Genomic DNA, 24,014 nt, shown 5'->3' with positions numbered 1-24,014 from the left:
AAATGAAGAGATTTGTTTTTTTTCTGATAATGATTTCCATGGTGCTTTCGTGTAGCTTGGATGATGAACCAAAATCTGAATCTGTTGCTTTGCCGATTGAATCTGTAATAATTCCTTCAGATTGGCCTTTAAATCAATTGGGTGCTATTAAGGTTACATATAGAAGACCGACTACTTGTCATTTGTTTAATGGTTTTAATTACCAATATACAGATGAGTTTACAAGAACAGTTAATATTGAAGCTATAAAACTCAATGATGATAATTGTATTGATGCGAGTGCTGAATCCTATGAAGTAGATTTACAATTTAAACCTACTGAATTTGGTATTTATCATTTCAAATTTTGGTCTGGAGTAGATGAAAACGGAAGTAATACTTTTTTAGAATATGATATAGACGTACAATAATTTAAATATAATTTGTCAATAGAGCAACTCATACATGAATGTACTAAGAACAATACTAAAGCAAAAGAGCAACTATATAGACTATTGTCTTCTAAAATATTTGCTGTTTGTTTAAAGTATTCGAGAAATTATGAAGAGGCTCAAGATAATTTACAAGAAGGGTTTTTATTGCTTTTTGACAAAATTCATCAGTTTAAACACAAGGGTTCTTTTGAAGGATGGGCAAAGAGAGTTGTAATAAATTATATTTTACAACAATACAGAACGCAAAGTATTTTTGAAATTGTTTCTGAAAATTATCCAGATGAAGTAGAAGTAGAATCTGAAGAAGAAAATATTACATTAGATTTTTTAACTCGTATTATTCAAGAGTTACCTGATCGTTACAGACTTGTTTTTAATCTCTATGTTATGGATGATTATTCACACAAAGAAATTGCTGAAATGCTAAATATAAATATAGGAACATCTAAATCTAATTTAGCAAGAGCAAAAGCCATATTGAAAGAAAAAATAGAATTGAACAATCAAATGTCAATTCCAAAAATTAAATGAAAGAACAAAAAAACATAGAACGTTTATTTCAAGAAAAGTTTAAAGACTTTGAAGTTGCTCCACCAGAAATGGCTTGGAATAACATTGAAGCAAGGTTAAATGAAAAGAAAAAGAAAAGAAGAATTATTCCGTTTTGGTTTAAAACTTCAGGCATTGCAGCATCTTTATTATTAGGTTTCTACATGTATACTTATTTTAATACTGATTCTATTTCTATTAATACTAAAAACTCAACAGTAGAAAAAAACAGTAATTCTATTGATAAAAATAATCAGGAAAATAATAGTAAATCAATTATTAAGACTGATGACTTATCAAATAAAGGTGAAAACGTAATGTTATCTGGAAATGAAAACAGTACGAATCCAAATAATTCAATTAATAAAGAAGAAACTCGAAGTAAAAATACATTCAATAAAAAACAGAAAAATATATTAGTAGAAACATCTAATAATTTAGTTTCTGTTTCAAAAAATAACATTAAAAATAAAGAAAACTCTAATCAAATAACCAAAGGCAATGGTGTTGACTTAGAAGATAAAAAACCTAATGTTGTAGTATTTGATAACAATAATACTCAAAATAAAGATTCAAATTTATCTGAAAACAAAATTGATTTTGATAAAATAAATGGTGTTTTAAAAGATAAAAAAAGTTCTGCTATTACTGAAGAGTCAGTTAATAACATAACTCAAGATAGTTCTCTAGTTGCAAAAATTTCTGCAGAGGTTAATGCATTAGAGCAATTGCTTAAAGAAAAAGAGGTGGGAAAAAATGTTGAGGAAAAAGAAAAAGAGATGCGAAATAGATGGGCAGTGAGCAGCAATGCTTCGCCCGTTTATTTTAATTCGTCGTCTAACGGTTCACCATTAGATACTAAGTTTGAATCAAATGAAAAAAGTTACAACAATAAATTAAGCGTCGGTGTAGGTATTAGTTATGCTATTAACAATAAAATAAGCCTTAGAACTGGCCTTAACACTGTAAATCTAAATTACGATACCAAAGGTGTTGTTTTTTACCAAGATGCTAATGCAAGAGAAATTCAAAACGTAAGTAAAAACCAAAGAGGTTCTTTGATAAATATCGAAAACAAAAACACAGAAACTAATTCTTCATTAGAAATAAATCAATTTGGAAATGATGTTAAAAAATATGATGGCGAATTAAATCAACAAATGGGATATATTGAATTACCAGTTGAATTAAGCTATAAAATTTTAGATAAAAAATTTGGCGTTGATTTTGTTGGAGGTATGAGTACATTATTCCTAAATAAAAATAATGTTTCGCTTATCTCAAATGGAATGGATATTGAAATTGGAGAAGCTAATAATTTAAATAAAGTACATTTTAGTAGCAATGTTGGTTTTAGCTTTAAGTATTCGTTTTTTAATTCTTTTGATATCAATTTCAATCCAATGTTTAAATACCAACACAATACATATACTGATAATTCTGGAAACTTTAAACCCTATTTCATAGGTCTATATTCTGGATTATCATATAAATTTTAATTTTTGGTTAAAAATTTAGTTAAGTTGTTTCATGCTTTCTATAAAGGTGAAACTGAAAAAGCACTCTAGCCACGAGTGCTTTTTTTATTTTTTTAAATCTAAAGATCTTTTAAAATAGCTTCTCTAACTTGTTTTTTAACAACTGCTTTGTCTGTTAATTTTAATCCTTTGGTCTCCACAAAAGAATGAATTTTTACTCGCATTTTTCCAGTACTTCCGCTTAGAAAAGTAAATGAAAAGCGTTTTTTATTATCTAAAAATGTCATCGGTACAATCGGAATTTGATGTTCTATAGCCAATCTAAAAGCACCATCTTTAAATTCATCTAACACTATAGATTCATCATCAGGCACACCTCCTTCAGGAAAAATACAAACACTAAGTCCTTGATTAATTTTATGCTGAGCCATTTCAAAAACCTTAAAACGACTTTTACTATTACTTCTATCTACTAAAATGCATGTTCGTTTATAGAAAAAACCAAATAACGGAATTTTTGCTAATTCTGCTTTACCAACAAAAACAAAAGGATTGTTTTTTACAACTACTAACATCAACATAATATCTGTCATAGAAGTATGATTGGAAACCAACATATAACTTTTTCCTTTTTCAAATTCCTCATCAAACTCTATTTTGTAATAGAAACCCATTCCAAACAAAATAAATTTTGCCCAAATTCGAGCCATCTTAAAAAAATATGGATACGTTTTCTCACTAATGATTGATAATACCAAAAAAGGTAGCATCACCAAAATTGGAATAAACATTAAAACATAAAACCAAATACGCCAAAGTACCCAAAATAGTATTTTAAAAATTTTCATTCCGAAATTTCTCTTTTTCAAATTAAATATTTTCAAATGTACTGAAAATAAAAAATCTTAAACCAACATTTATAATCTTAATACAAAACATTACTTTTGTGCAAAAGAACAATGAAATGGCAAAAATATTAACAGGTGTACAAAGCACTGGAACACCTCATCTAGGAAATTTACTAGGCGCAATTATTCCTGCAATCGAAATGACTGAAAAAAGTGATGATCAATCCTTTTTATTTATTGCAGATTTACATTCCATTACGCAAATTAAAGATGGAAAAACACTTCGTCAAAATACATATAGCACTGCTGCAGCTTGGTTAGCTTGTGGATTAGATGTGAATAAAGTTACGTTTTACCGTCAATCTGATGTGCCACAAACAACCGAATTGTCTTGGTATTTAAGTTGTTTCTTTCCTTTTCAACGTTTGACATTAGCACATTCGTTTAAAGATAAATCAGATAGATTAGAAGATGTAAACGCTGGATTATTTTCTTATCCAATGCTTATGGCTGCTGACATTCTTTTGTACGATGCCAATATTGTTCCTGTTGGAAAAGACCAATTGCAACATTTAGAAATTACTCGTGATGTAGCTTCTCGTTTTAACCATCAAATGGGAGAAACTTTTGTGTTGCCTGAAGCTAAAATCGATGAAAACACAATGATTGTTCCTGGAACAAATGGTGGAAAAATGAGTAAATCGGCTAACAATTACATCAATATCTTTTTAGATGATAAAGCTTTACGCAAACAAATCATGGGAATTGAAACGGATAGCACACCACTTGAAGAACCAAAAAACCCTGATACATGTAACTGTTTTACATTATATAAATTATTAGCTTCACCAGAACAAACTGAAGCCATGAGAGCCAATTATTTAGGTGGAAATTATGGTTACGGACACGCAAAACAAGCTCTTTTTGAATTAATTGTAGAGAAATTTGCATCCGTAAGAGAAAAATACAATTACTACATCAACAACACTGAAGAAGTTGATAAGTTATTATTGGATGGTGCTGCAAAAGCAAGTGTTGTTGCTAATGGAGTTATTCAAAGAGTAAGAGAAAAATTGGGATATTAGTTAGAAGCTGAATCAAGTTGAGCATGACAAAGGTTTATGTTAATGATAATTATTAACTTATTCTTTTGTTATTCTGAACTTGAAACAAAATCTCAATAATAATCATCTTGATTAATTATTTCTTTTACAATCCATTTTTGCTTTTCTTTGGAATATTCACAAAAAACATAATATGTCCCATATATTTTTAAAACAGAAAAATAGGCGTTTTGTTTTTTCTCATCAATTAACACTCTAGTAAGAAATAATAATGGATTATCTGAATTTTTATCTTCACCTTCAAAAGTATCTTTATAGTTTATTAAATTAACTTTAAGGTTACATTTTGTAAATTCTTTTACATTCAATTTTCTAATATCTAGTGAATCAAACTTATAAAGTTTACTGTCTATACCCAACTTTTGAATATATCTAAGTGTATCAATTATTCCTATTTCAACTTTTTTATAATCTTTCATTAAATTGACTAAACTATCCGACTTTTTCTTTCTTAAAATTTCAAACTTTTTCCAATTATTAAGGTCAATACTAATTAAACTATCAATTTGATTACGATTATATTTCAAGGAATCAAGTTCATGTGGTGGTGGAATATTTATAAGATGTGAAAAATGAATAAATTCATATTTAGCAACTTCAGGCAAAACATCACACAAAACTTCTGCTTCTAATTCTTCATAGGTTTTTTCTTTGCAACTAAACAAAGTGAAAAACAGAAGTAATAAGAAAACTTTTTTCATAAAATGTTTAGAATTATTAGAAGCTGAATCAAGTTCAGCTTGACAGAGGTTGATGTTTTTAGTAATTATTGATATTGTACTTTTTTATAGACGTTGTAATTTATTATTTACGTAGTCTTTTGTCATTCTGAACTTGATGCAGAATCTCTTTTATATTTGTAATTATAAATTTAGGCCGAATTCCTACTAGCATTAATATTTCCAAATAACGAACGCGTTACTATTTTCTCATAAATAGCAATTTGTTTTTCATCTGGATTTGGGCTTTCTTTTAACTCTTTTATTTTCAATAAAGCATATTGCTGAATCGTTAAAAGAGGTAAAACAATTTTCTCACGAAGTTCTACAGATGCTTTTCCGTCAGGATAATTTTCCATTAGTTCTTTGTAGCCAGAAAGTTTTAATAACAAGCGTTTTGTTTCTAAAAATTCGGTGTAAATCAGCTGCCAAAAATCCCCAAACTCTTTGTCATTTTTCATGTAAGCTGTTAATGGGAAGAACGATTTGCTTAAAGCCATCATACTATTTTCAATCAACGTTTTAAAGAATAATGAATTGTTGTATAAATCGGAAACTTTTTGCCATTCGTTATTGTCTTCGTAAGTTTTTAAAGCTCTTCCAACACCATAAAAACCAGGAACATTTTGTTTCAATTGACTCCAAGAACCAACAAAAGGAATCGCTCTCAAATCAGCAAAATCTAATTTATCCGATTGATTTCTTTTTGATGGACGGCTTCCAATATTTGTTTTGGCATAGTAATTTAGCGTACTCATTCTTTCTAAATAAGGCACAAACATATCGTGATTTTTAAAATCAACATATTTTTGATAACTAATTGCTGAAAGGTTTTGTAGTATTACTTTTTCGTCAGCAGATAATTCATTTTCATTTTCAGTAAAAACCTTATTACTAGCTCCAGCACTCAATAAATTTTCTAAATTATAACGACAAGAATCAACCGTTCCAAAATTAGAACTTATGGTTTGTCCTTGAACGGTTAATTGAATTTGTTGATTTTCGATGGTAGGTCCAAGTGAAGCATAAAACTTATTTGTTTTTCCACCACCACGAGCAGGTGGTCCACCACGACCGTCAAAAAACATGACTTTTACATCATATTTTCTTGAAATTGCTGTCAGTGCTTCTTTGGCTTTATAAATTCCCCAATTGGCCATCAAATAACCACCATCTTTTGTTCCGTCAGAAAATCCTAGCATTATGGTTTGTTCGTTTCCTCTTTGTTTCAAATGATTGGCATAAGTTGGATTAGAATATAATTGTTCCATGACTTTATCTGCTTTTTCTAAATCTTCAACAGATTCGAAAAGCGGCACAATATCAACCGTAGGATTTTGCCAACCACATAAATAAAACATACTTAAGGTTTCAAAAACATGTAAAGCACTTTCATTATTACTAATTATATAACGATTACATGCTTTTTCACCATTATTTTCTTGAATGGTTTTCATGGCTAGAATAGAACCAATTGTTGATTTTGTAATTTCATCTTCAAAGTCATTTTCTTCTAAATCTGAAGTTACGTTTGATAAAAATTGTAGCTTTTGGTCTTCCGAAAGGCTTTGATAATTTTCTGGAAAAATAGTTTTCTTGTTTGAAACAATCGCTTCAAAAACTAGTGCATGAATTCTACTATTCTGACGAATATCTAAAGTCGCAAAATGAAATCCAAATAAGTTTACTTTATTCAATAATAAGTCAATTTCGTCAATATAAAGCGATTGATGTTTGGTTGAAACCAACATTTTAACTTGCAATAATTTATCTTTCAACTCTTCTAAAGTGATGAAAATTTCACCTTGAGAATAAAAAACAGATCGGTATAATTTATTTTCTATATCCGCAATTATAGTATCAACACCTATGAAAGTTAATTTTCTTTTTAATTTTCTGATATCAGTATAATAATTTTTTAAAATAGAAGATCTTAATCTATCTGCAACTTTTAAAGTGATTTCTGTAGTAACAAATGGGTTTCCGTCTCTATCACCTCCTGGCCAAAATCCTAAATTTAAAATGTCGTTTTTGGGTAATTCACCATCTAAAATATTTTTCTGAATATATTGCATCATCGCACCAGCTGTTTCATAAAAAACGTTCTCCAAATACCAAATTAAACTAACTGCCTCATCATAAGGGGTTGGTTTTTCTTGTTTTATAAATGGTGTTTTTCCTAATTGAGCTAATAATTCTTTTATAGAATGTAAGTCGTTTTGCCTTATTGCATTTGTTAAGTCTGTAATAATTCCAAGTACAGAACCTGGATAAAATTGAGTTGGATGAGCCGTTAAAACTGTTCTGATTTTAAAATTTTCTAAAAAAGTTTTTAGTTCTTCTTGCTTATTTTTTTGTTCTGCATTTTCTTTCATATCTCGCAATGAACCTTTTCCTTCCAAATTGTTGACCATAGCAAAACCTGCATCTTCAATAGCATCAAAAAGCACTACTTGACGTTCAATATACTGAATGAAACGAAACATTAAAGCTTCTTTTTCTTGTTGTGTGGGATTGTCTAAATATTTAGCAACAAAAGCGTCAAAAATCTCTTCTGGGCTTTGATTGTTTTTAAACCCTTTTTCGCATACTTCTGCAAATAAAGGCAATAAAACACCTGTATTGTTTATTTCATCAAAAGGTAAAGTGATGAAAACACTGTTGTAAATATTATATTTTGAAGCTACATTTTGGTTAAAACGTTCAATTTTTGGTAAGGTGTACATAGTAATAGAATCTTTTGCTCTAAGGTACTATATTATTCACAAATTTTAATTAAATCGCTTCAAACAATTTTCCTGGCAAAGGTCTTACGACTCCTTTTAGTTCCATGTTTAATAAAATGGATGAAATTCTAAAAATTGGAAAATCACATTCTAAGGCAATTATATCCATTTCTTGTTTTCCTTTATTTAATAAGAAATCGTAGACTTTTTGTTCTTCAGGCTCAAAAGTAACGAAGAGTTGTTTTTGTACCGATTTAGTTTTTTTATCATTTTCCAATTCCCAATTTAGAATATAAACTATATCAGCTGCACTTGTTAATAAATTAGCCCTTTGAGTTTTAATTAAATTATTACATCCTTGACTCAATTTATCTGAAGCTCTTCCTGGAACAGCAAAGACATCTCTATTATAATCATTGGCTAGCATAGCTGTAATTAATGATCCACCTCTTTCTGCGCTTTCAATTACAATAGTTGCTTCCGACATTCCGGCTACAATTCTATTTCTTTTTACAAAATTTTCCTTTTCAGGATTTGATGTGCTCCAAAATTCAGTAATAAAACCACCGTTTTGTTCCATTTTTGTCACATACTTTTTATGAACTTTTGGATAAATCTGGTTTAAACCATGTGCTAAAACACCAACGGTTTGCAGTCCTAAATCCATAGCTGTTTGATGAGCAACAATATCAACACCGTAAGCAAAACCACTAACAATTATTGGATTTAAAGGTGCTAAATCTTCGAGTAGTTTTCTACAAAATTCTGTTCCGTAACTTGTAATTTGTCTTGTTCCAACAATACTGATAATTTTTCGATTTTGTAAATCAATGTTTCCGGATTGAAATAAAACTAAAGGACTATCAATACAATGTTTCAAGCGTTCAGGATATAATTTATCTTGAAAATATAATGTTTGGATATTTTCATCTTCGATAAATTTTAATTCAGCTGAAGCTTTATCAAAGATAGACTTGTCTTTGAGTTTTTTAGTTAAAATAGTTCCAACACCATCTATTTTTTGAAGTGTTGTTGTTTTCTCTTTGAAAATCTTTTCGGCAGAACCACATTGATTAATGAGTTTCTTTGCAATAACATCTCCAACTCCTTCTACTTGAAGTAAGGATAAGGCGTAAAATAATTCTGTTTGGCTCATATAAATAAATTGGCTTCAAAAATAAATATTTTTTTGAAGTTATAAAACATTGTTAATAAACATTTTGTAAAAAACTTTAGCAAATGTTAATAAATATAGTCTGATAAGTTTTGCTTTAATGACTTAAAATTTTTTCTTTGCTACTATGAATATTAACAGTCACATATCTTCTTTGTTGTATCGTTACCAATGCGTTACAGTTCCTGGTTTTGGTGCTTTTTTAACCGAAATTCAGTCTGCTCAGCTTAATGGTAGTGCTGTTACCTTCAATCCACCCGCAAAAGTTGTTTCTTTTAATGCTAATATTAAAAACAATGATGGGTTATTGGCTAGTCATATTTCATTAACAGAAAAAATTAGTTACGAAGAAGCTGTTACTTCTATTTCAGCTGTTGTTAATTCTTGGATGGAAAAATTACAATCAAGAGAAACACTTTCTATTGAAAACATTGGAAACATTAAACTTTATAGTGAAATGACTTGGTTTTTTGAGCCAATCAATAACACTAATTATCTAACAAGTTCTTTTGGTTTATCTAACTTTATTTCTCCTTCTATTAAAAGAGAGGAATTGAAAAAAATTGTGGAAGAATTAGAAGAAGTTGCACCAATAATTTTTACTCCAGAAAAGAAGAAAAATTATTCTTATCTAAAATATGCTGCTGCAGCTGTTTTGTTTTTTGGTTTAGCTGGAACTTTTGGTTACAAACAATATTATGATACTAAAATTGAACAAGATATTTTATTAGTTGAAAAATCTGTTCAAAATAAAGTACAAGATAAAATTCAAGAAGCTACTTTTTTTATTAGCGCACCATTACCTGAAGTAAATATTGCCATTGAAGAAGACACTAAAAATTATCCATATCACATAGTGGCTGGAGTTTTTAGTAGCGAACAAAACGCTAAAAATGCTTACGCTGATTTAATTCAAAAAGGTTTTAAAGCTGAATTAGGTCCAAAAAGCAATAACGGAATGAATCCTGTTTATTTTCAAAGTTTTGTTGAATATGGTGAAGCAAAATCCTTTTTAGATAGTGTTAGAAACTCATCTAATAATCAAGCATGGTTATTAATTGATTAATTTTTTCTTAACAACATTTTAAGCTCAAAATATCTTATTTCCTTTATCTTTGCCAAAAAAAAGAATGGAACCAAGAAAAGCGGCACAATCCTTAACTATTTTAACTGATTTAGTATTACCAAGCGAAACAAATCCTTTAAACAACTTATTTGGTGGTGAATTGTTAGCTCGAATGGACAGAGCGGCTAGTATTGCTGCTAGACGTCATTGCAGACGAATTACGGTTACTGCAAGTGTCAATCACGTAGCTTTTAATAAATCTATTCCTTTAGGAAGTGTTGTAACTGTTGAAGCAAAAATTTCAAGAGCTTTTAATTCTTCTATGGAAATTTATTTAGATGTTTGGGTTGAAGATAGAGAAAGTGGAAATCGTTCAAAAGCCAATGAAGCTATTTATACTTTTGTAGCTGTAGATGACACAGGAAGACCTGTTGAAGTTCCAGCTGTAATTCCAGAAACTGAATTAGAAAAACAACGTTTTGAAGGTGCTTTGAGAAGAAAACAATTAAGTTTAGTCTTAGCTGGAAAAATGAAACCAAATGATGCTACTGAGTTGAAAGCTTTGTTTACTGAGTAATTTTTAATACACAAATTTCACTAATTAGCACAAATTAAATTGAATATAAAAACCCTTTCGAGTATAAAGCTCTGAAAGGGTTTTCTGTTATAGAAATCTACTTGTTTAATGTTCCCTTACAAGCTCAACCAACTGGATGGGTTTAAAGTTGTAGTGTTCTGAGTAATGAAAAACTTCATAGTTGCAGTTCCACTTGAATTTGTTACAATTTTACCTATCTTTTGTTTAATTGAAATTTTATCACCTGTTGAAACAGAAACAGTATCAAGATCTTGATAGATGGTGAAAAAATCACCGTGAAGTATATATACAATTTTCTTGTTAGTACCTGGAATTACTTGTATTTGTGTTACTTCTCCTCCAAAAACAGCTCTTGCGTATGAACCCGATTCTGCAGTAATCTCAATACCACTATTGTGTATAGTTAAGTTTTTATGAACTGGATGAGGATGATCACCATAAGGCGATGAAATATATCCTTTTTCTACTGGTAGTGGTAATTTACCTCTATTGGCTTTAAAATTATCTGAATCTACTTTGCCTTCTGCTGTTAAAATAAATTTAGAACTACTTGTACTGCTTGAAACTGGTGCTGTTTTTACTGTACTTGTCGTAGTTGTCGATGTTTTTGAATTGTTCTTTTTCGCTTCTGCTTTAGCTTTTTCTGCTGCTTTTTTATTGGCTGCAGCAATCGCATCAGCAATAGTCTTTTTTATTTGTCTGTCTATATCTCTTTTTTCTTTCTCTCTTTTGTCAATTTCAGCTGTGTACTTCTTTTTATCCTTCTGAATTACTTTAACAAGCTTTTCTTTTTCTTGTTTTTGTTTTTCTAACTCTTCTTTTTCTTTAGCTGTTTGGGCTATTACTTTTTCTCTTTGTTCTTTCTTTGACTTTAGAGTTACAATTGCTTGATTTAATTTTTGTTGCTTAATCTTAATTTCTTCTGCTTGTGATTTTCTAAAACCAGCATATTGTTTCATATACTGAATTCGCTTATAGGCTTGATAAAAATTCTGAGAAGACAAAATAAACATAACCCTACTACTTTGTGAACGACTTTTGTATGCTTTTACAATCATACCAGCATAATCTGCCTTTAATACTTCTAACTCTTTAGTTAGACTTTTAATTAAATTTTGATTTTTAGAAATGTCGTTTGCAATATATTTGACTTGAGTTTCATTAGTAGTAATCAAGCTTTGACTTAATTGAATCCTAGCATTTTTCTCTTTTATTTCTGTTAAGACCGATTTTTCTTTCTTCTTTTCAATATTTAGTAAACCATTGTATTGAAGAATAGCATTTATGATTTTTTCTTTCCTAGCTTCTAATTCTTGTTGCTTAGAGGTTTGAGCCCAATTTAATGTGCTGCAAAGAAGGAATACTATAATAATTATTTTTGACTTCATTTATTGTTGTTTAATCTCAACTTGTTCATAATTATCTGGAATCGAAAATGGAAAAGTTATTTCTGGATTGATTTCAACTTTTTTATATTCAACATCTATTGAAACTTCATTTTTTTGACTTGCTTTAATGTTCATTTCTTTGGGAAAGATGTGATCATCAATAAGTGTATGAGAAATATAATTGATCTCTAAGCTCTTTTCTTCAGCAACTTGTGTGATTAGCTCTTTTTTTAATAAAAACCTTCCTGCTTCAAAAGTATATTGTTTTTGTATGTCTTTTGGTTTTTTTTCAGAAAGTTGATACATATTCTCAACTATTTGAGACACGAAAACTTCTTTAGAAATTTCATCTAAAGCTTTTCCTAACAATAAGTTTTGAACTTTTTCAAAATCCAAACCTGTTCCTAACCAATTGCTTAATAATATAAAGTCACCTTCAAAATAAGTGCCGTTTACTTTTTCGTAATAACTCACTTTTGTTGGTGTAATTAATGCTTTTGCTACTGGAAAACCTAAAAATTTAATATTAATCCAGATTATTTCATCTTTTTTAATTCTAATATCTGCACTAATTGATTGTCTGTTTTTAATGTCTTGATATTTTACATCTGTTCTTATGCTTAACGTAGAAAAGTCTTTAAAATTATCGTTGTGCCCTTTTACAATTTCCTCAACTTTTACTCCTTTTGAAGCTTTAGCATTGGAAGTTAATTGAGTTGTTTTACAAGAAACAAAAAGCACTGAAAGAAATACGAATAGAAAAACTTTCTTCATTATTATTTTACGTTTTGACTTTTGGATAAATACATTTCTTTCTTTTTTAAATCTCCTGATTTTTCATAAGATTTGGCTAACTGTGTGTAGAATTCTTTTTCCAAATTTGGATTCTCTACAACATAATCAACACCTTCTTCTAATTTACTTATGGCTTCTTTGGTTTTGTTTAAATTCAACAAAGCTATACCAGAATAAAAATACAAACTGGCTTGAGTTGGGTATAGTTCTAATTGTTGATTAGCATATTTATCTACTTTATCATATTGCTTTTTCTGGACTAATAATTGCATTAAAAACTCAAAACTTTCAAAATCTTCTGGTTGATTTTCTATACTTTTTTCAAAATAGAAAACAGCTTCGTCTAACTTGTTTTTCTTTAGAAAATATTTAGCAACCTCTTTGTTTACGTTTATTGATCTGTCTTTATCTAACAACGTAATTGCTTTCTCTAAATTGTTTAAAAACTCATTATTATTGGATGCAAAAATCAGAAACTCATTAAAAACTCTATGTTTTATTTTAATATCGATTTTAGCACTTTCTAAAACTTTAAACATTGAATTTGAAGCATTTTGACCATCATTATTATTCAAGTAAAACTTGACTAAACTTACGTGAGCCCAATCAGAATTTGGAATATTATCGGCTAATTTCTTGGCAACTTCAAATGCTTTTTCTTCATTATTTGATTCGGAATATTGATAAATTAAATCAATATAGTTTTGTTCAACCAAAGGATTTTTTTGAATTTCCTTTTCTAAATCGTCTTTTTGAGGTTTGTTAATTTCTGGAGTTCTTTCTAATTGTAATTTGTAATACTCCATAGTTTGAGACAAATTTGTGGTTTGCTCCATGTCACTCAACAATGCTAATGCTTTGTCTTTTTGATTAGTGTACATGTACAACGAAACTAAATCGTCTTGAAAATCTTTATTGAATTCAATTAATTTAGTCACAATTCTAATAGCATTATTGTAGTCTTTTGTTTCATAAAAAACATCGTACAAACCATTCCAATACCAACGTTCTTTTGGATTTAAGTCAATTGCTTTTTGAAAAGAATTTTGAGCTTCAGCATAGTTTTTTAAAGCAAAATAATTCTTACCTAATTCATGATAAATAACTGGATTGTTTGCTTCTTTATCTAAACATTTTTGCAAAGAAATAATCGCTCTATCATAATTTTCAATAGCTTTTTGAGTTAAAGCATCGTAAAAATTATTTTCAAAAGCATCGTCAACCGCAGCAATTTCTTCTGGATTTGGCGTTTCTTGAGCAAAAGATACTTGATTATAACCAAAAGTTATAAAAAGCATCAAAAATGTTATAAATCTATTCATTAAGTTGTTTTTTTATTCTAAAACTGAATAATCTCCTATACTAATACTTGTAAAATTCCCATCAAATGATGCATGATTTCCTATCATAGCATTATCTAATTTTGCGTTTTTAATATGTGAATGCGTTTGAACCAAACTATTTTTAATTGTTGAATCCATAACATGACATCCTTTTCCTAGAGAAACATTTGGTCCAACTGTAGCATTGATTAAAACTACATCTTCACCAATATAACAAGGAGGAATAATTGTTGAGTTTTCTTGTTTTACATTATAATCGATTAAATGTTCTCCATCATTATGTAAAAAACCAAGCATTCTTGTATTTGTATCAACAGTTACGTCTTTGTTTCCGCAATCCATCCATTCGTCCACTTTTCCTGGTACAAATTTCATGCCCTTTGCCATCATTTGCTTAATTCCGTCATTAATTTGATATTCTCCACCATGAATGATGTTGTTATCAATAACTAATTGCAATTCATTTTTAAGAACAGCTACATCTTTGAAATAATAAATTCCAATCACAGCTAAGTCTGAAACAAATTCTTTTGGTTTTTCAACTAATTCAATGATTTCTCCATTATCATTTAAGTTTACTACTCCAAAAGCTTCTGGTTTATCAACTTGTTTAACCCAAATAACGCTATCTGCATTTTTGTCTAAATCAAAATCAGCACGAATTAAAGTGTCAGCATAAGCAATAACTGCTGGTCCACTTAAAGAATCTTTGGCACACATAATCGCGTGACCAGTTCCTAAAGCTTCATTTTGATAATAAATGGTTCCTTTTGCACCTAATTTTTGAGCAATTGCAATTAATTCTTCTTCCACTTTTTTACCAAAACTTTCGTGAATGATAAAAGCTACTTCTTCAATAGGTTGGTTTAAAACTCCTGCAATATCTTCCACTAATCTGTGAACGATTGGTTTTCCTGCAACCGGAATTAATGGTTTTGGAATTGTTAATGTATGTGGGCGAAGACGTGAACCACGACCAGCCATTGGTACTATTATTTTCATAATCATGCCCGCGAATGCGGGTATCTTTTTAGTTAAACTTTATTTTCTTATTTTATTGAAATTGAAATTCCAATTTAAACTAATATCCATCCACCATGGGTTCATATCTTCAATTAGTTTAATTTTCCATTCTCTTTTCCATTTTTTAAATTGCTTTTCTCTTTTAGAGGCTTCCAACCCATCATCCCATTCCTCGAAATATACTAGTTTATCACAATTATATTTAGCCGTAAATGAATTTGGATATATTTTTAATTTATGCTCTTTAACGCGTTCGTGCAAATTATCGGTAACTCCAATATAAATAACTCCTTGCGGTTTATTTGTCATTATATAAATATACCATAATTTCATGTTTTTATATTAAAACTATTTTGTTTTCAATTCATGAGATTCCTGCCTTCGCAGGAATTTTATTTTACTCCCGTACTTCCAAAACCACCTTCTCCACGAGATGTTTCAGATAATTCTTCAACTTCAATCCATTCAGCTCTTTCGTGTTTGGCTATGATTAGTTGAGCAATTCGTTCACCGTTTTCGATTACGAAAGGTTCATTGGATAAATTTACTAAAATTACTCCGATTTCTCCACGATAATCTGCATCAACTGTTCCTGGTGAATTTAGAACTGTGATTCCTTTTTTGGCAGCTAAACCACTTCGTGGTCTAACTTGTGCTTCATAACCTATTGGCAATTCAATGAAAAGTCCTGTTTTTACAATGGTTCTTTCTAATGAATTTATAGTGATTGGTTCTGATAAATTGGCACGTAAATCCATTCCTGCAGAAGCAATTGTTTCGTAATTAGGTAATGAATGTTTTGATTTGTTTATTATTTTGATGTTCATTTTCGTTTGATAATTTTTAATAAAACTTCTTTTTCGTTTCTGTAAATATAATAGCCGAAAAATATTATGGCTAAAATACCAAAAATATAAGTTTCTCTGAGGATTTGGATGTAAAAAGAAAGTCCAGATAAAAGTATTGCTAAACCTAAATAACCTAGAATCTTCTTCAAATCATAAGGAATTGGATAATACTTATTTCCTAGATAATATGAAATTAGCATCATTGTTCCATAGGCCGAAATAGTTGCAATTGCACTTCCCATATAACTCCAAACCGGAATTAATATAAAGTTTAAGGCTAATGTAATTATAGCTCCAACAATTGAAATATACATTCCAACTTTGGTTTTGTCTGTAAGTTTATACCAAACGGATAAGTTTGTATATATTCCTAAAAAGAAATTTGCTAACACAATTAAAGGCACAACTTTTATGGCTTGCCAATATTCATCATTATCTATTAAAATTACTTTTAAAACATCAATAAACACAATTATACAAAGAGTCATTAATGATCCAATAATAACAAAATACTTAGTTATGTCTGCGAAAGTTTGAGTTGCATTTTTTTCTTTAGCATGATTAAAGAAAAAAGGTTCAATTCCTAAGCTATAAGCCGTTCTGAATAAAACCATAAATAATCCTAATTTATAACAAGCACCATAAGCACCAATATCTGCTTTTGAAATATTAAAAAGATCTAGTAAAATTTTATCTAAATGCTCATTAACTCCAAACGCTAAACCAGCAATTAAAATAGGATATCCATACTTTAGCATTTGCTTCCATAGGTCTAAATTAAATTTCCAATTAAGCTTAAAATAATCAGGAATAAAACAAACTAAAGTTACTAAACTTGCCAGTAAATTTGCAAAGAAAACATAACCAATTTGAAAATCTTCGATGTAGATAGAACCTAAAAATGAATCAGGATTTGAACTTGCTATTTTTGGAAGATAGTATAAAAAGAATACATTCAACGTTAGGTTTAATCCAACATTGATAAACTTGATTATTGCAAATACTTTGGGTTTTTGTAATGCTCTTAATTTTGCAAAAGGAATTACACTCAATGCATCAAAAACTAAAATCCAAATCGCATATATTACATATTCAACATCTGTTTCTATTAGGTTTGCTAACTTATTTCTAAATAGTAAAGCAACTGTTAAAAAAGCTAAAGAACTCCAAAAAACAGAAATACTAGAAGTTTCAATTACTGATTTTTTATCATCTTCTTTATTGTAAAATCTAAAAAAAGAAGTCTCCATACCGTAAGAAAGCAGCACGTTTAAAAAAACCATATATGCCAACAAAGTAGTTATTTCACCATAATTTGAAGCAGGCATTAAATCTGTATGCAGTCTAACCAATAAAAAACTTAGCATTCTAGGCAGAACTGTTGCTAAGCCATAAATTGCGGTTTGTTTAAAAAGACTTTTATATACACTCAAAGTATTGGTTTTTGATATTGAAGCAAAAGTAACTAATTTTTAGGTTTTACAGAAGGATATGCAAGCATTGGTTTTTCTTTAACGTTCTGAAGATTTTTTACAAACTCTTTTCCGTTTTTAGTAAAAAACAAATTAGCTTCATTGGGTTTTAGATTTTCAACAGATACTTTGTTTCCATATTCTTTTTCTGGATTTTCATCTAAAATTAAATCATTTTGATTAGAATTTGTTCTTATATAAGCAATATAACTTGTTTCAGAAATTTTTACAAATGAAGCTTCAAAAGATTCAAATTGAACTTTTTCTAAAATTAGATCTTTTTCTAATGGAGTTTTTAAATTTACATGAAAATTGGTACCGCTTCCACCACCTTGAATACCAGCAACCCATTTTTGAAAATAAACGGAGTCAATTGTTTCAGAAACTTTTTGAATTTCAAATTCTTTTGTGTTTGAACAAGAGACTAATCCAATTAATACAAGTGCAATAATTAATTTCATATCTATTCTTTTAAATATTTTACAAAGTGAAATCCTTTAGGTACAAAACCATGATTTATATAGAATTTTTGAGCAGCAAAATTGGTTGTATAAGCATCTAAAACTGCCATTGTACAATCATTTTCTATTGCTTTATCCACTAAATAATTGTTTAGGATTTTGCCTATTCCTTTAGAACGGTGATTTGGATGAACTATTACATTATCTAATTCTAAATATCTTCCACACCACAATTTAGATGCAATCCAAAATCCTGCCAAACCTAAAGTTTCATTGTTTTCTATAACAATAACTTGTTTGTAATTTATTGGTAGCATTTCATTTAAAAGCGATTCGTATTTTTCTAACGTAAAATCAGCATACAATTGTTGGATAATTGGCAATTGTTCTAGCATTGCTTCTTTGGTTGTTAACTCAACGATTTCCATTATTTTTCTAATAAATTTTTGTTGAACAAATCTAAAATTCTTCTGTATTCATCAATCCAAGAATAGGTTTCTTTAAAACCATGTGCTTCCACCGGAAAAACGGCTAAATCCCAATCTTTTTTTCCTAATTCAATAAAACGTTGCGACAAACGAACAACGTCTTGAAATTGCACGTTATCATCAACCATTCCATGTAACATTAATAGTTTATCTTGAAGGTTTTCTGCGAAATAAATGGGTGAACTTCTTTTGAAAGCAATAGAATCTGTTTCTGGAAAGTTTAAAATATTTGCTGTATACCCTTGATTATAATGAGCCCAATCAGTAACCGAACGTAAAGCAGCACCAGCTTTGAATTCTCCTGGTTCAGTCAACAAAGCCATTAATGTGATAAACCCTCCATAAGAACCACCGTACATTCCAACTTTGTTTGCATCAATTCCTAAAGTATCAACCAAATATTTTTTACCATCCAATTGATCTGATAAATCTAAACCACCCATATGTCTATAAATTCCAGTTCTGACATCTCTTCCGTAACCATCACTTCCTCTGTAATCTATGTCTAAAACTGTGTAACCTAAATCAGTCAACATATTATGAAACATGAATTCTCTGTGATATGAACTCCAATAATTATGAGCATTTTGTAAATATCCAGCACCATGCACAAAAATTATGGCAGATTTGTTCTTGGTTGCTGCTTTTGGTTCGTATAATCTTGCATAAACATCATTTCCATCTTGAGCTTTAAATGTAATTACATTTGGATTTTTCCATGCATAAGCTTCAAATTCTTTTGAAGTTGAATGAGTAATTTGTTTTAAAGTCGGATTGCTTTTGTTTTCAGCAACATATAATTCCCAAGGTTTATTTTTAAAGGAGTAACGAACTAAAAGTTGTTTTTCATTTGGAGATAATTCAACTTCGTAAGCACCATCATTGGTTAAAATAGGTGTCATTTTTTTAGTATCACTATCTAATTTATAGAATTCTCTGTTTCCAGGATGATTTGTATTTGTAGTAATATAAAATGTTTTTAAATCTTGTGAAAGCTTTACATCTCTAACTTCCCAATTTCCAGAAGTCAACTGAACTTTCTTTTTAGAATTTAAGTTCAATGTATATAAATGTGAAAAACGAGTAGCTTCTGACTGAAAATAAATTGTTTCATTATCTTTTAAAAAACCTAAAGTTCCGCCACCATAATTATAATTTGGAATTCCTGGTCCACCAATCCAAGCTTCATCATGTTGATGGTCTAATTCTGTAATTTCACCAGAATCTAAGTCTAATTGAACAATCCAACGATCTTTATTGTCTTGACTTCTTAATTCGAAAACAGCTTTAGTTCCAGTTTTGTTGTAAATTGGACTGACCATCACAACTGATTTTTCAATTTTTTCCTTATCTTTTAGATTATCATACTCCTGATAATAAGCTGGATAATCCATAATTCCAGTTAATTTTGAAAACGAAACATAATAAACTGTGTCTTTTTCAATGTTGAAAATTCCCATTTTATGTTTGCTTAAATTATCTATAGATACTTTTGAACGTGCTGATTTGTTTGAAGTAAACCCGTCATCAGTTATAAAATGTTCGACTTTAGTTGGCGTTTGTGTGGCATAATCTGACAATCTAAACGTAATAAATTTTCCGTTTGGTGAAGGTTTTAATTGCTCTAAAGATGATTTTCCATAATAGATTTCTTTGATTAAAGTTTCTTTATTTTGTTTATACTTTTCATCATACCAAGCATCTTTTACTTCATTATCTCTTACAAATTGAAATAATTCAGCTTGTTGTTTTTCTAAGTGGTTTTTTGATTTTTCTTTTTCTTCAGATTCACTTCCTGATTTAAAGTTTGTCAATTGTACTATTGAAAAATCTTTGACATTTAACTGGTAAACATTTCTGTTTTGTTGGTAAAAAATGATTTCAGGATTGTTACTTCTTTCAATATTATAAATTCGTTCGGAAGCGACAATTATTTTTTTTATGCTTTTGTTTTTTCTATTGAAAGCGTATAAATTTCCTGCTTTAGTATAGTAGATAGTTTCAAATTCTTTTTGGTTTGAATCATCAATTTGTGAAAATTCTTTATCAGTATCTTTTAAAATTTGAGGTTCTTTCATTGAAGAATTCCAATAATAAGTATTGTTTCCAACTTCATTATTTGGATTCCAATCAAAATAAACTGTAGAGCCATCAATTGACCAACGATGATTTTCCGGTTGATTCCCTATAAATCCATCACCTTTCATGATCTGTTCTAACTCAAGGTTCTGAGCAATTCCATTTAATCCAATTAAGATAAAAAGAGTAAAAATATATTTCTGCATTGTTATAATTTTGGTTTTAACAAATATATCAATTTGTAATTATATAACTTTAGTTCTTGTATACTTCTTAAAAAAGGAATATTTTTAGCTTTTTATAATTATCATATGCAAAAAAAATACTTGTTAATCGTTTCTTTTTTTCTTTTTACAGTTGCCAATGCACAAGGTCCTGTAGCTAAAAAAATTCCTTCAAAAATTACAAAACATACCATAACTTTTGATGATGATTATGCTTGGTTAGAAAATGTTAAATCTAATGAAGTTACGAATTGGGTCAATGAACAAAATATTTATTCTGAAAATCACTTAAAAGAAGTAACTAAAGCGACAAATTTTTTATTTAAGATAAAAGATTATGATTATCTATCTTCTAATGGTCTTCCGTCAAAAAATCGTAAATACTTTTATTCTAATTATCGATTAGACAAGAAAAAACCTTATGTTTTACACTACAGGGAAAAACTTAATGATATGCCAAGACAATTAGTTGATCCTTTTGAAGTATATAAAGACGAAAATGTTTTAATGAGTGGTTTTTATCCATCCAAAAACTCAAAATACCTTGCCTATAAAATTAGTTTAAATGGTAGTGATAGAAATGAAATTCGTTTTGTAGATATTTCAAATCAAAAAAATTTAGATGATGTTTTAAAAGATATAAAGTTTTCAAATGCTGCTTGGAATGATGATAAAGGTGTTTTTTACAAGAAAAATTCAAATACTGATTTTTTTGCTAAAGATTCTACTTATCAACTTTACTATCATAAATTAGGAGAAATTCAAGATAAAGATGCTTTAATTTTTGATACTTCTAAAGATGAAAGTGATTTTCGTTTTTTTGTCAGAGAAAATAAATTATTCCTTTTTGAAACTAATAAAGAAGAAACTAAAAGACTTTATCATTATATTGATTTGTCAGATGAAACTTTTAAGATAAAAGAATTCGTTGTTCCTAATGGTAATGATTTTTCGTATTTATATTCAAAAGAAGATAATGTTTACTTTACAAATACTAAATATGATTGGGGTGATGTACGGTCTTTTAATATCAATAATCCAACTGAGGTAACCTCAATAATTCCACAGATTTATTCGCATTTATTGGTGGATACAGATTTTACAAGTGAATATATAATTTGCAAATACAGAAATTTAGGGAGAAACTATATTAATGTCCACAATTATGATGGAACATTTGTAAGGAAATTTGAAGCTCCAATGGGAATGAATTTTAACATTCGCTTTTTGGATAATAAAACCAACGAACTATATGTAACATTTTACTCTTACACGATTTCATATCTAAATTATAAACTAAACATTACAACCGGTGATACAAATGTTTATTATAATGATTTTATTGAGCCAAAACCTACTCTTTTTCCTTTTGATCATTTTGAAACAAAAACGATAACTTACAAAAGTAGAGATGGTAAAGATGTTCCTATGACTATAATTCATAAAAAAGGAATTCAACTAAATGGAAATAATCCAACATTATTAGAAGCTTATGGTGGCTTTGGTTCTGTAAGTGGCCCAAGTTATGATGTTGGCTTGTTGCATTTTCTTGAAAAAGGTGGTGTTTATGCCTTTGCAGAAATAAGAGGTGGTGGTGAAAAGGGTAGAAAATGGCACAAAGACGGAAGAGGATTAAAAAAAATGAATTCTTTTAATGATTTTATTGATGCTGCTGAATTTTTAATTAGTGAAAAATATACTTCTTCAAACAAATTAGCCATTTCTGGAGCTTCAAACGGTGGTTTAGTTGTTGGTGTTGCTATGACTCAAAGACCAGATTTGTTTAAAGTAGCCGTTCCAAAAGTAGGTGTTTATGACATGATTAAGTTTGAACAATATACTATAGGGAAATTTCATTTAGACGAATATGGAAATCCTGAAAATGAAGAAGAATTTAATGCTTTATTGAACTATTCTCCTTATCATAAAATTAAAGAAGGTGTAAATTACCCAACCACTTTAATAATTACTTCTGAAAATGACGACAGAGTTCCTCCTGTTCATTCTTACAAATTTGCTGCACGATTACAAAATAGAGCTGCTCAAAAGAATCCTATCTATCTTCAAGTAAAGAGTAATGCAGGACATTATGGAAAAATCTCTAGTTATGAAAAAAGCGTTCAAGCAGATGCGGAATTTTATAGCTTTGTTTGGGAACACTTAAACGAATAAATTACAAATAAAAAAAGAGTCAAATTACTTTGACTCTTTTTTTTAAAATAATATTTAAAGCTTCCCGTTATTAAATTTAACTCCGCTAACGTTTTGTTTAATTATTTAAAGCTTCTGCTCCACCAACAATTTCTAAGATTTCTCCCGTAATTGCTGCTTGACGCGCTTTGTTATAAGTTAATTTTAATTGATTTCTTAATTCTGTTGCATTATCCGTTGCTTTGTGCATAGCAGTCATACGAGCACCATGTTCTGAAGCAAATGAATCTCTAATTGCCTTATACAATTGCGTTTTTAATGATTTTGGAATCAATGTTAACACAATTTCTTCTTTTGAAGGTTCAAAGATATAGTCAGAAGAAACAACTTCACCACCAGTAATTGGTGCTAAAGGTAAAAATTGCTCTCTTTGTACAATTTGAGTAGCTGCATTTTTAAATTGATTATAAACAATTTCAATTTTGTCATATTCACCTGCTTCAAATTTATCCATTAAAACTTGAGCGATTGCTGCTACATTATCAAAAGTTAAATCATCGAAAATAGTACTCTTGTTGTCAATTACATTGTAATTTTTTCCTAAAACATCATTTCCTTTTTTACCAATAGCAAAAACATCAACTTGTTTACCAGGATAAGAATTTCCAACGATAACAGCTTGTTTAATAACATTTGTATTAAAAGCACCACATAAACCTCTATTTGAAGTAATGGCAACAACTAATACTTTATTAATTTCTCTTTGATCTGCAAAACTTCCAACACTATCTCCTTCAAGAGTTGCGCTTAAATTTTGTAATAATTCCGTTAATTTTTCGGCATAAGGTCGCATAGCTGTAATAGCATCTTGTGCTTTTTTTAGCTTTGCTGCAGAAACCATTTTCATCGCAGATGTTATTTGCATCGTAGATGAAACGGAAGTAATTCTATTTCTAATTTCCTTTAAGTTTGCCATTTTCTATAGGTGTTGGGTTATAGGTTATAGGTGATTGGTAAATACTATTA

The 24,014-nt window shown here is 29.2% G+C and carries 22 protein-coding genes; 7 read left to right on the top strand and 15 right to left on the bottom strand.

Features of this window, described 5'->3' with window-relative positions:
* Positions 1 to 2 precede the first annotated feature (2 nt).
* From AAC008_RS02600 to AAC008_RS02590, 3 genes are read left to right on the top strand one after another with little or no spacing between them, the layout of a single operon-like run.
* Positions 3 to 410 (top strand): hypothetical protein, encoded by a 408-nt coding sequence (locus AAC008_RS02600; RefSeq protein WP_339887242.1) that lies wholly within the window; start codon positions 3 to 5, stop codon positions 408 to 410.
* Between the two features lie 12 nt (positions 411 to 422).
* Entirely contained in the window at positions 423 to 965 is a 543-nt protein-coding gene (locus AAC008_RS02595) for a sigma-70 family RNA polymerase sigma factor (protein ID WP_339887241.1), read from the top strand.
* Positions 962 to 2,482 (top strand): hypothetical protein, encoded by a 1,521-nt coding sequence (locus tag AAC008_RS02590; RefSeq protein ID WP_339887240.1) that lies wholly within the window; start codon positions 962 to 964, stop codon positions 2,480 to 2,482. The genes AAC008_RS02595 and AAC008_RS02590 overlap by 4 nt, the downstream gene beginning before the upstream one ends.
* A gap of 98 nt (positions 2,483 to 2,580) precedes the next feature.
* Here AAC008_RS02590 and AAC008_RS02585 read toward each other — a convergent pair whose 3' ends face one another.
* Positions 2,581 to 3,309 carry a lysophospholipid acyltransferase family protein gene (locus AAC008_RS02585; protein ID WP_339887239.1) on the bottom strand — a complete coding sequence of 243 codons (729 nt, stop codon included), beginning with the start codon at positions 3,307 to 3,309 and terminating at the stop codon, positions 2,581 to 2,583.
* Positions 3,310 to 3,425: 116 nt separating this feature from the next.
* Here AAC008_RS02585 and trpS point away from each other — a divergent pair, with 116 nt between their 5' ends.
* Positions 3,426 to 4,394, top strand: a complete 969-nt coding sequence (gene trpS / locus AAC008_RS02580) for a tryptophan--tRNA ligase (RefSeq protein WP_339887238.1) — start codon at positions 3,426 to 3,428, stop codon at positions 4,392 to 4,394.
* Between the two features lie 92 nt (positions 4,395 to 4,486).
* On the opposite strand, the gene AAC008_RS02575 is transcribed toward trpS, so the two are convergent.
* The 3 genes from AAC008_RS02575 to dprA form a co-directional block, all read right to left on the bottom strand.
* Entirely contained in the window at positions 4,487 to 5,134 is a 648-nt protein-coding gene (locus tag AAC008_RS02575) for a hypothetical protein (RefSeq protein ID WP_339887237.1), read from the bottom strand.
* Positions 5,135 to 5,304: 170 nt separating this feature from the next.
* On the bottom strand, positions 5,305 to 7,878 hold the full coding sequence (locus AAC008_RS02570) for a phosphoenolpyruvate carboxylase (RefSeq protein WP_339887236.1): 2,574 nt from the start codon (positions 7,876 to 7,878) through the stop codon (positions 5,305 to 5,307).
* Positions 7,879 to 7,927: 49 nt separating this feature from the next.
* Entirely contained in the window at positions 7,928 to 9,034 is a 1,107-nt protein-coding gene (gene dprA, locus AAC008_RS02565; protein WP_339887234.1) for a DNA-processing protein DprA, read from the bottom strand.
* A 145-nt stretch (positions 9,035 to 9,179) separates the two neighbouring features.
* Here dprA and AAC008_RS02560 point away from each other — a divergent pair, with 145 nt between their 5' ends.
* The gene (locus AAC008_RS02560) at positions 9,180 to 10,118 is read left to right on the top strand and encodes an SPOR domain-containing protein (RefSeq protein ID WP_339887232.1); all 939 of its coding nucleotides are present in this window, start codon (positions 9,180 to 9,182) and stop codon (positions 10,116 to 10,118) included.
* A gap of 64 nt (positions 10,119 to 10,182) precedes the next feature.
* A complete protein-coding gene (locus AAC008_RS02555; RefSeq protein WP_339887231.1) occupies positions 10,183 to 10,695 on the top strand; it encodes an acyl-CoA thioesterase in 513 nt (170 codons plus the stop codon).
* A 116-nt stretch (positions 10,696 to 10,811) separates the two neighbouring features.
* Here the strand turns inward: AAC008_RS02555 and AAC008_RS02550 are convergent, their stop codons facing one another.
* From AAC008_RS02550 to AAC008_RS02505, 10 genes are read right to left on the bottom strand one after another with little or no spacing between them, the layout of a single operon-like run.
* On the bottom strand, positions 10,812 to 12,104 hold the full coding sequence (locus tag AAC008_RS02550) for a peptidoglycan DD-metalloendopeptidase family protein (RefSeq protein WP_339887230.1): 1,293 nt from the start codon (positions 12,102 to 12,104) through the stop codon (positions 10,812 to 10,814).
* Positions 12,105 to 12,878 carry a DUF4292 domain-containing protein gene (locus tag AAC008_RS02545; RefSeq protein ID WP_339887228.1) on the bottom strand — a complete coding sequence of 258 codons (774 nt, stop codon included), beginning with the start codon at positions 12,876 to 12,878 and terminating at the stop codon, positions 12,105 to 12,107. It abuts the gene before it with no gap.
* 2 nt (positions 12,879 to 12,880) lie between these two features.
* On the bottom strand, positions 12,881 to 14,221 hold the full coding sequence (locus AAC008_RS02540) for a tetratricopeptide repeat protein (RefSeq protein ID WP_339887227.1): 1,341 nt from the start codon (positions 14,219 to 14,221) through the stop codon (positions 12,881 to 12,883).
* 12 nt (positions 14,222 to 14,233) lie between these two features.
* Positions 14,234 to 15,244 (bottom strand): sugar phosphate nucleotidyltransferase, encoded by a 1,011-nt coding sequence (locus AAC008_RS02535; protein WP_339887226.1) that lies wholly within the window; start codon positions 15,242 to 15,244, stop codon positions 14,234 to 14,236.
* A 39-nt stretch (positions 15,245 to 15,283) separates the two neighbouring features.
* Positions 15,284 to 15,598: a GIY-YIG nuclease family protein gene (locus AAC008_RS02530; RefSeq protein WP_339887225.1), complete on the bottom strand. Its 315-nt coding sequence runs from the start codon at positions 15,596 to 15,598 to the stop codon at positions 15,284 to 15,286.
* Positions 15,599 to 15,657: 59 nt separating this feature from the next.
* Entirely contained in the window at positions 15,658 to 16,092 is a 435-nt protein-coding gene (gene dut, locus AAC008_RS02525) for a dUTP diphosphatase (RefSeq protein ID WP_339887224.1), read from the bottom strand.
* Complete coding sequence (locus tag AAC008_RS02520) at positions 16,089 to 17,546, bottom strand: polysaccharide biosynthesis C-terminal domain-containing protein (RefSeq protein ID WP_339887223.1); 1,458 nt, start codon at positions 17,544 to 17,546, stop codon at positions 16,089 to 16,091. Before AAC008_RS02520 ends, dut begins: the two co-directional genes overlap by 4 nt.
* Before the next feature lie 32 nt (positions 17,547 to 17,578).
* Positions 17,579 to 18,046, bottom strand: coding sequence for a hypothetical protein (locus AAC008_RS02515; protein WP_339887222.1), 468 nt, complete (start codon positions 18,044 to 18,046; stop codon positions 17,579 to 17,581).
* Positions 18,047 to 18,048: 2 nt separating this feature from the next.
* Entirely contained in the window at positions 18,049 to 18,474 is a 426-nt protein-coding gene (locus AAC008_RS02510) for a GNAT family N-acetyltransferase (protein WP_339887221.1), read from the bottom strand.
* Positions 18,474 to 20,819 (bottom strand): prolyl oligopeptidase family serine peptidase, encoded by a 2,346-nt coding sequence (locus tag AAC008_RS02505; protein ID WP_339887220.1) that lies wholly within the window; start codon positions 20,817 to 20,819, stop codon positions 18,474 to 18,476. The genes AAC008_RS02510 and AAC008_RS02505 overlap by 1 nt, the downstream gene beginning before the upstream one ends.
* Positions 20,820 to 20,924: 105 nt before the next feature.
* On the opposite strand from AAC008_RS02505, the gene AAC008_RS02500 reads away from it, so the two are divergent.
* Positions 20,925 to 23,009, top strand: coding sequence for a prolyl oligopeptidase family serine peptidase (locus AAC008_RS02500; protein ID WP_339887219.1), 2,085 nt, complete (start codon positions 20,925 to 20,927; stop codon positions 23,007 to 23,009).
* A 97-nt stretch (positions 23,010 to 23,106) separates the two neighbouring features.
* Here the strand turns inward: AAC008_RS02500 and atpG are convergent, their stop codons facing one another.
* Positions 23,107 to 23,964 carry an ATP synthase F1 subunit gamma gene (atpG, locus tag AAC008_RS02495; RefSeq protein WP_339887218.1) on the bottom strand — a complete coding sequence of 286 codons (858 nt, stop codon included), beginning with the start codon at positions 23,962 to 23,964 and terminating at the stop codon, positions 23,107 to 23,109.
* Positions 23,965 to 24,014 lie beyond the last annotated feature (50 nt).

Origin of the sequence: uncultured Flavobacterium sp., from assembly GCF_963975515.1 — a bacterium.
Lineage (GTDB): Bacteria > Bacteroidota > Bacteroidia > Flavobacteriales > Flavobacteriaceae > Flavobacterium.
This window is presented reverse-complemented; position numbering and strand designations above follow the sequence as displayed.

What these genes read in the sequence shown, in the direction of transcription:
- AAC008_RS02535 (WP_339887226.1), bottom strand. Translation starts at nt 15,244, where the DNA reads ATGAAAATAATAGTACCAATGGCTGGTCGTGGTTCACGTCTTCGCCCA.
- trpS (WP_339887238.1), top strand. Translation starts at nt 3,426, where the DNA reads ATGGCAAAAATATTAACAGGTGTACAAAGCACTGGAACACCTCATCTA.
- AAC008_RS02570 (WP_339887236.1), bottom strand. Translation starts at nt 7,878, where the DNA reads ATGTACACCTTACCAAAAATTGAACGTTTTAACCAAAATGTAGCTTCA.
- dprA (WP_339887234.1), bottom strand. Translation starts at nt 9,034, where the DNA reads ATGAGCCAAACAGAATTATTTTACGCCTTATCCTTACTTCAAGTAGAA.
- AAC008_RS02600 (WP_339887242.1), top strand. Translation starts at nt 3, where the DNA reads ATGAAGAGATTTGTTTTTTTTCTGATAATGATTTCCATGGTGCTTTCG.
- AAC008_RS02585 (WP_339887239.1), bottom strand. Translation starts at nt 3,309, where the DNA reads ATGAAAATTTTTAAAATACTATTTTGGGTACTTTGGCGTATTTGGTTT.
- AAC008_RS02560 (WP_339887232.1), top strand. Translation starts at nt 9,180, where the DNA reads ATGAATATTAACAGTCACATATCTTCTTTGTTGTATCGTTACCAATGC.
- AAC008_RS02510 (WP_339887221.1), bottom strand. Translation starts at nt 18,474, where the DNA reads ATGGAAATCGTTGAGTTAACAACCAAAGAAGCAATGCTAGAACAATTG.
- dut (WP_339887224.1), bottom strand. Translation starts at nt 16,092, where the DNA reads ATGAACATCAAAATAATAAACAAATCAAAACATTCATTACCTAATTAC.
- AAC008_RS02530 (WP_339887225.1), bottom strand. Translation starts at nt 15,598, where the DNA reads ATGAAATTATGGTATATTTATATAATGACAAATAAACCGCAAGGAGTT.
- AAC008_RS02575 (WP_339887237.1), bottom strand. Translation starts at nt 5,134, where the DNA reads ATGAAAAAAGTTTTCTTATTACTTCTGTTTTTCACTTTGTTTAGTTGC.
- AAC008_RS02555 (WP_339887231.1), top strand. Translation starts at nt 10,183, where the DNA reads ATGGAACCAAGAAAAGCGGCACAATCCTTAACTATTTTAACTGATTTA.
- AAC008_RS02500 (WP_339887219.1), top strand. Translation starts at nt 20,925, where the DNA reads ATGCAAAAAAAATACTTGTTAATCGTTTCTTTTTTTCTTTTTACAGTT.
- AAC008_RS02540 (WP_339887227.1), bottom strand. Translation starts at nt 14,221, where the DNA reads ATGAATAGATTTATAACATTTTTGATGCTTTTTATAACTTTTGGTTAT.
- AAC008_RS02550 (WP_339887230.1), bottom strand. Translation starts at nt 12,104, where the DNA reads ATGAAGTCAAAAATAATTATTATAGTATTCCTTCTTTGCAGCACATTA.
- atpG (WP_339887218.1), bottom strand. Translation starts at nt 23,964, where the DNA reads ATGGCAAACTTAAAGGAAATTAGAAATAGAATTACTTCCGTTTCATCT.
- AAC008_RS02515 (WP_339887222.1), bottom strand. Translation starts at nt 18,046, where the DNA reads ATGAAATTAATTATTGCACTTGTATTAATTGGATTAGTCTCTTGTTCA.
- AAC008_RS02590 (WP_339887240.1), top strand. Translation starts at nt 962, where the DNA reads ATGAAAGAACAAAAAAACATAGAACGTTTATTTCAAGAAAAGTTTAAA.
- AAC008_RS02545 (WP_339887228.1), bottom strand. Translation starts at nt 12,878, where the DNA reads ATGAAGAAAGTTTTTCTATTCGTATTTCTTTCAGTGCTTTTTGTTTCT.
- AAC008_RS02505 (WP_339887220.1), bottom strand. Translation starts at nt 20,819, where the DNA reads ATGCAGAAATATATTTTTACTCTTTTTATCTTAATTGGATTAAATGGA.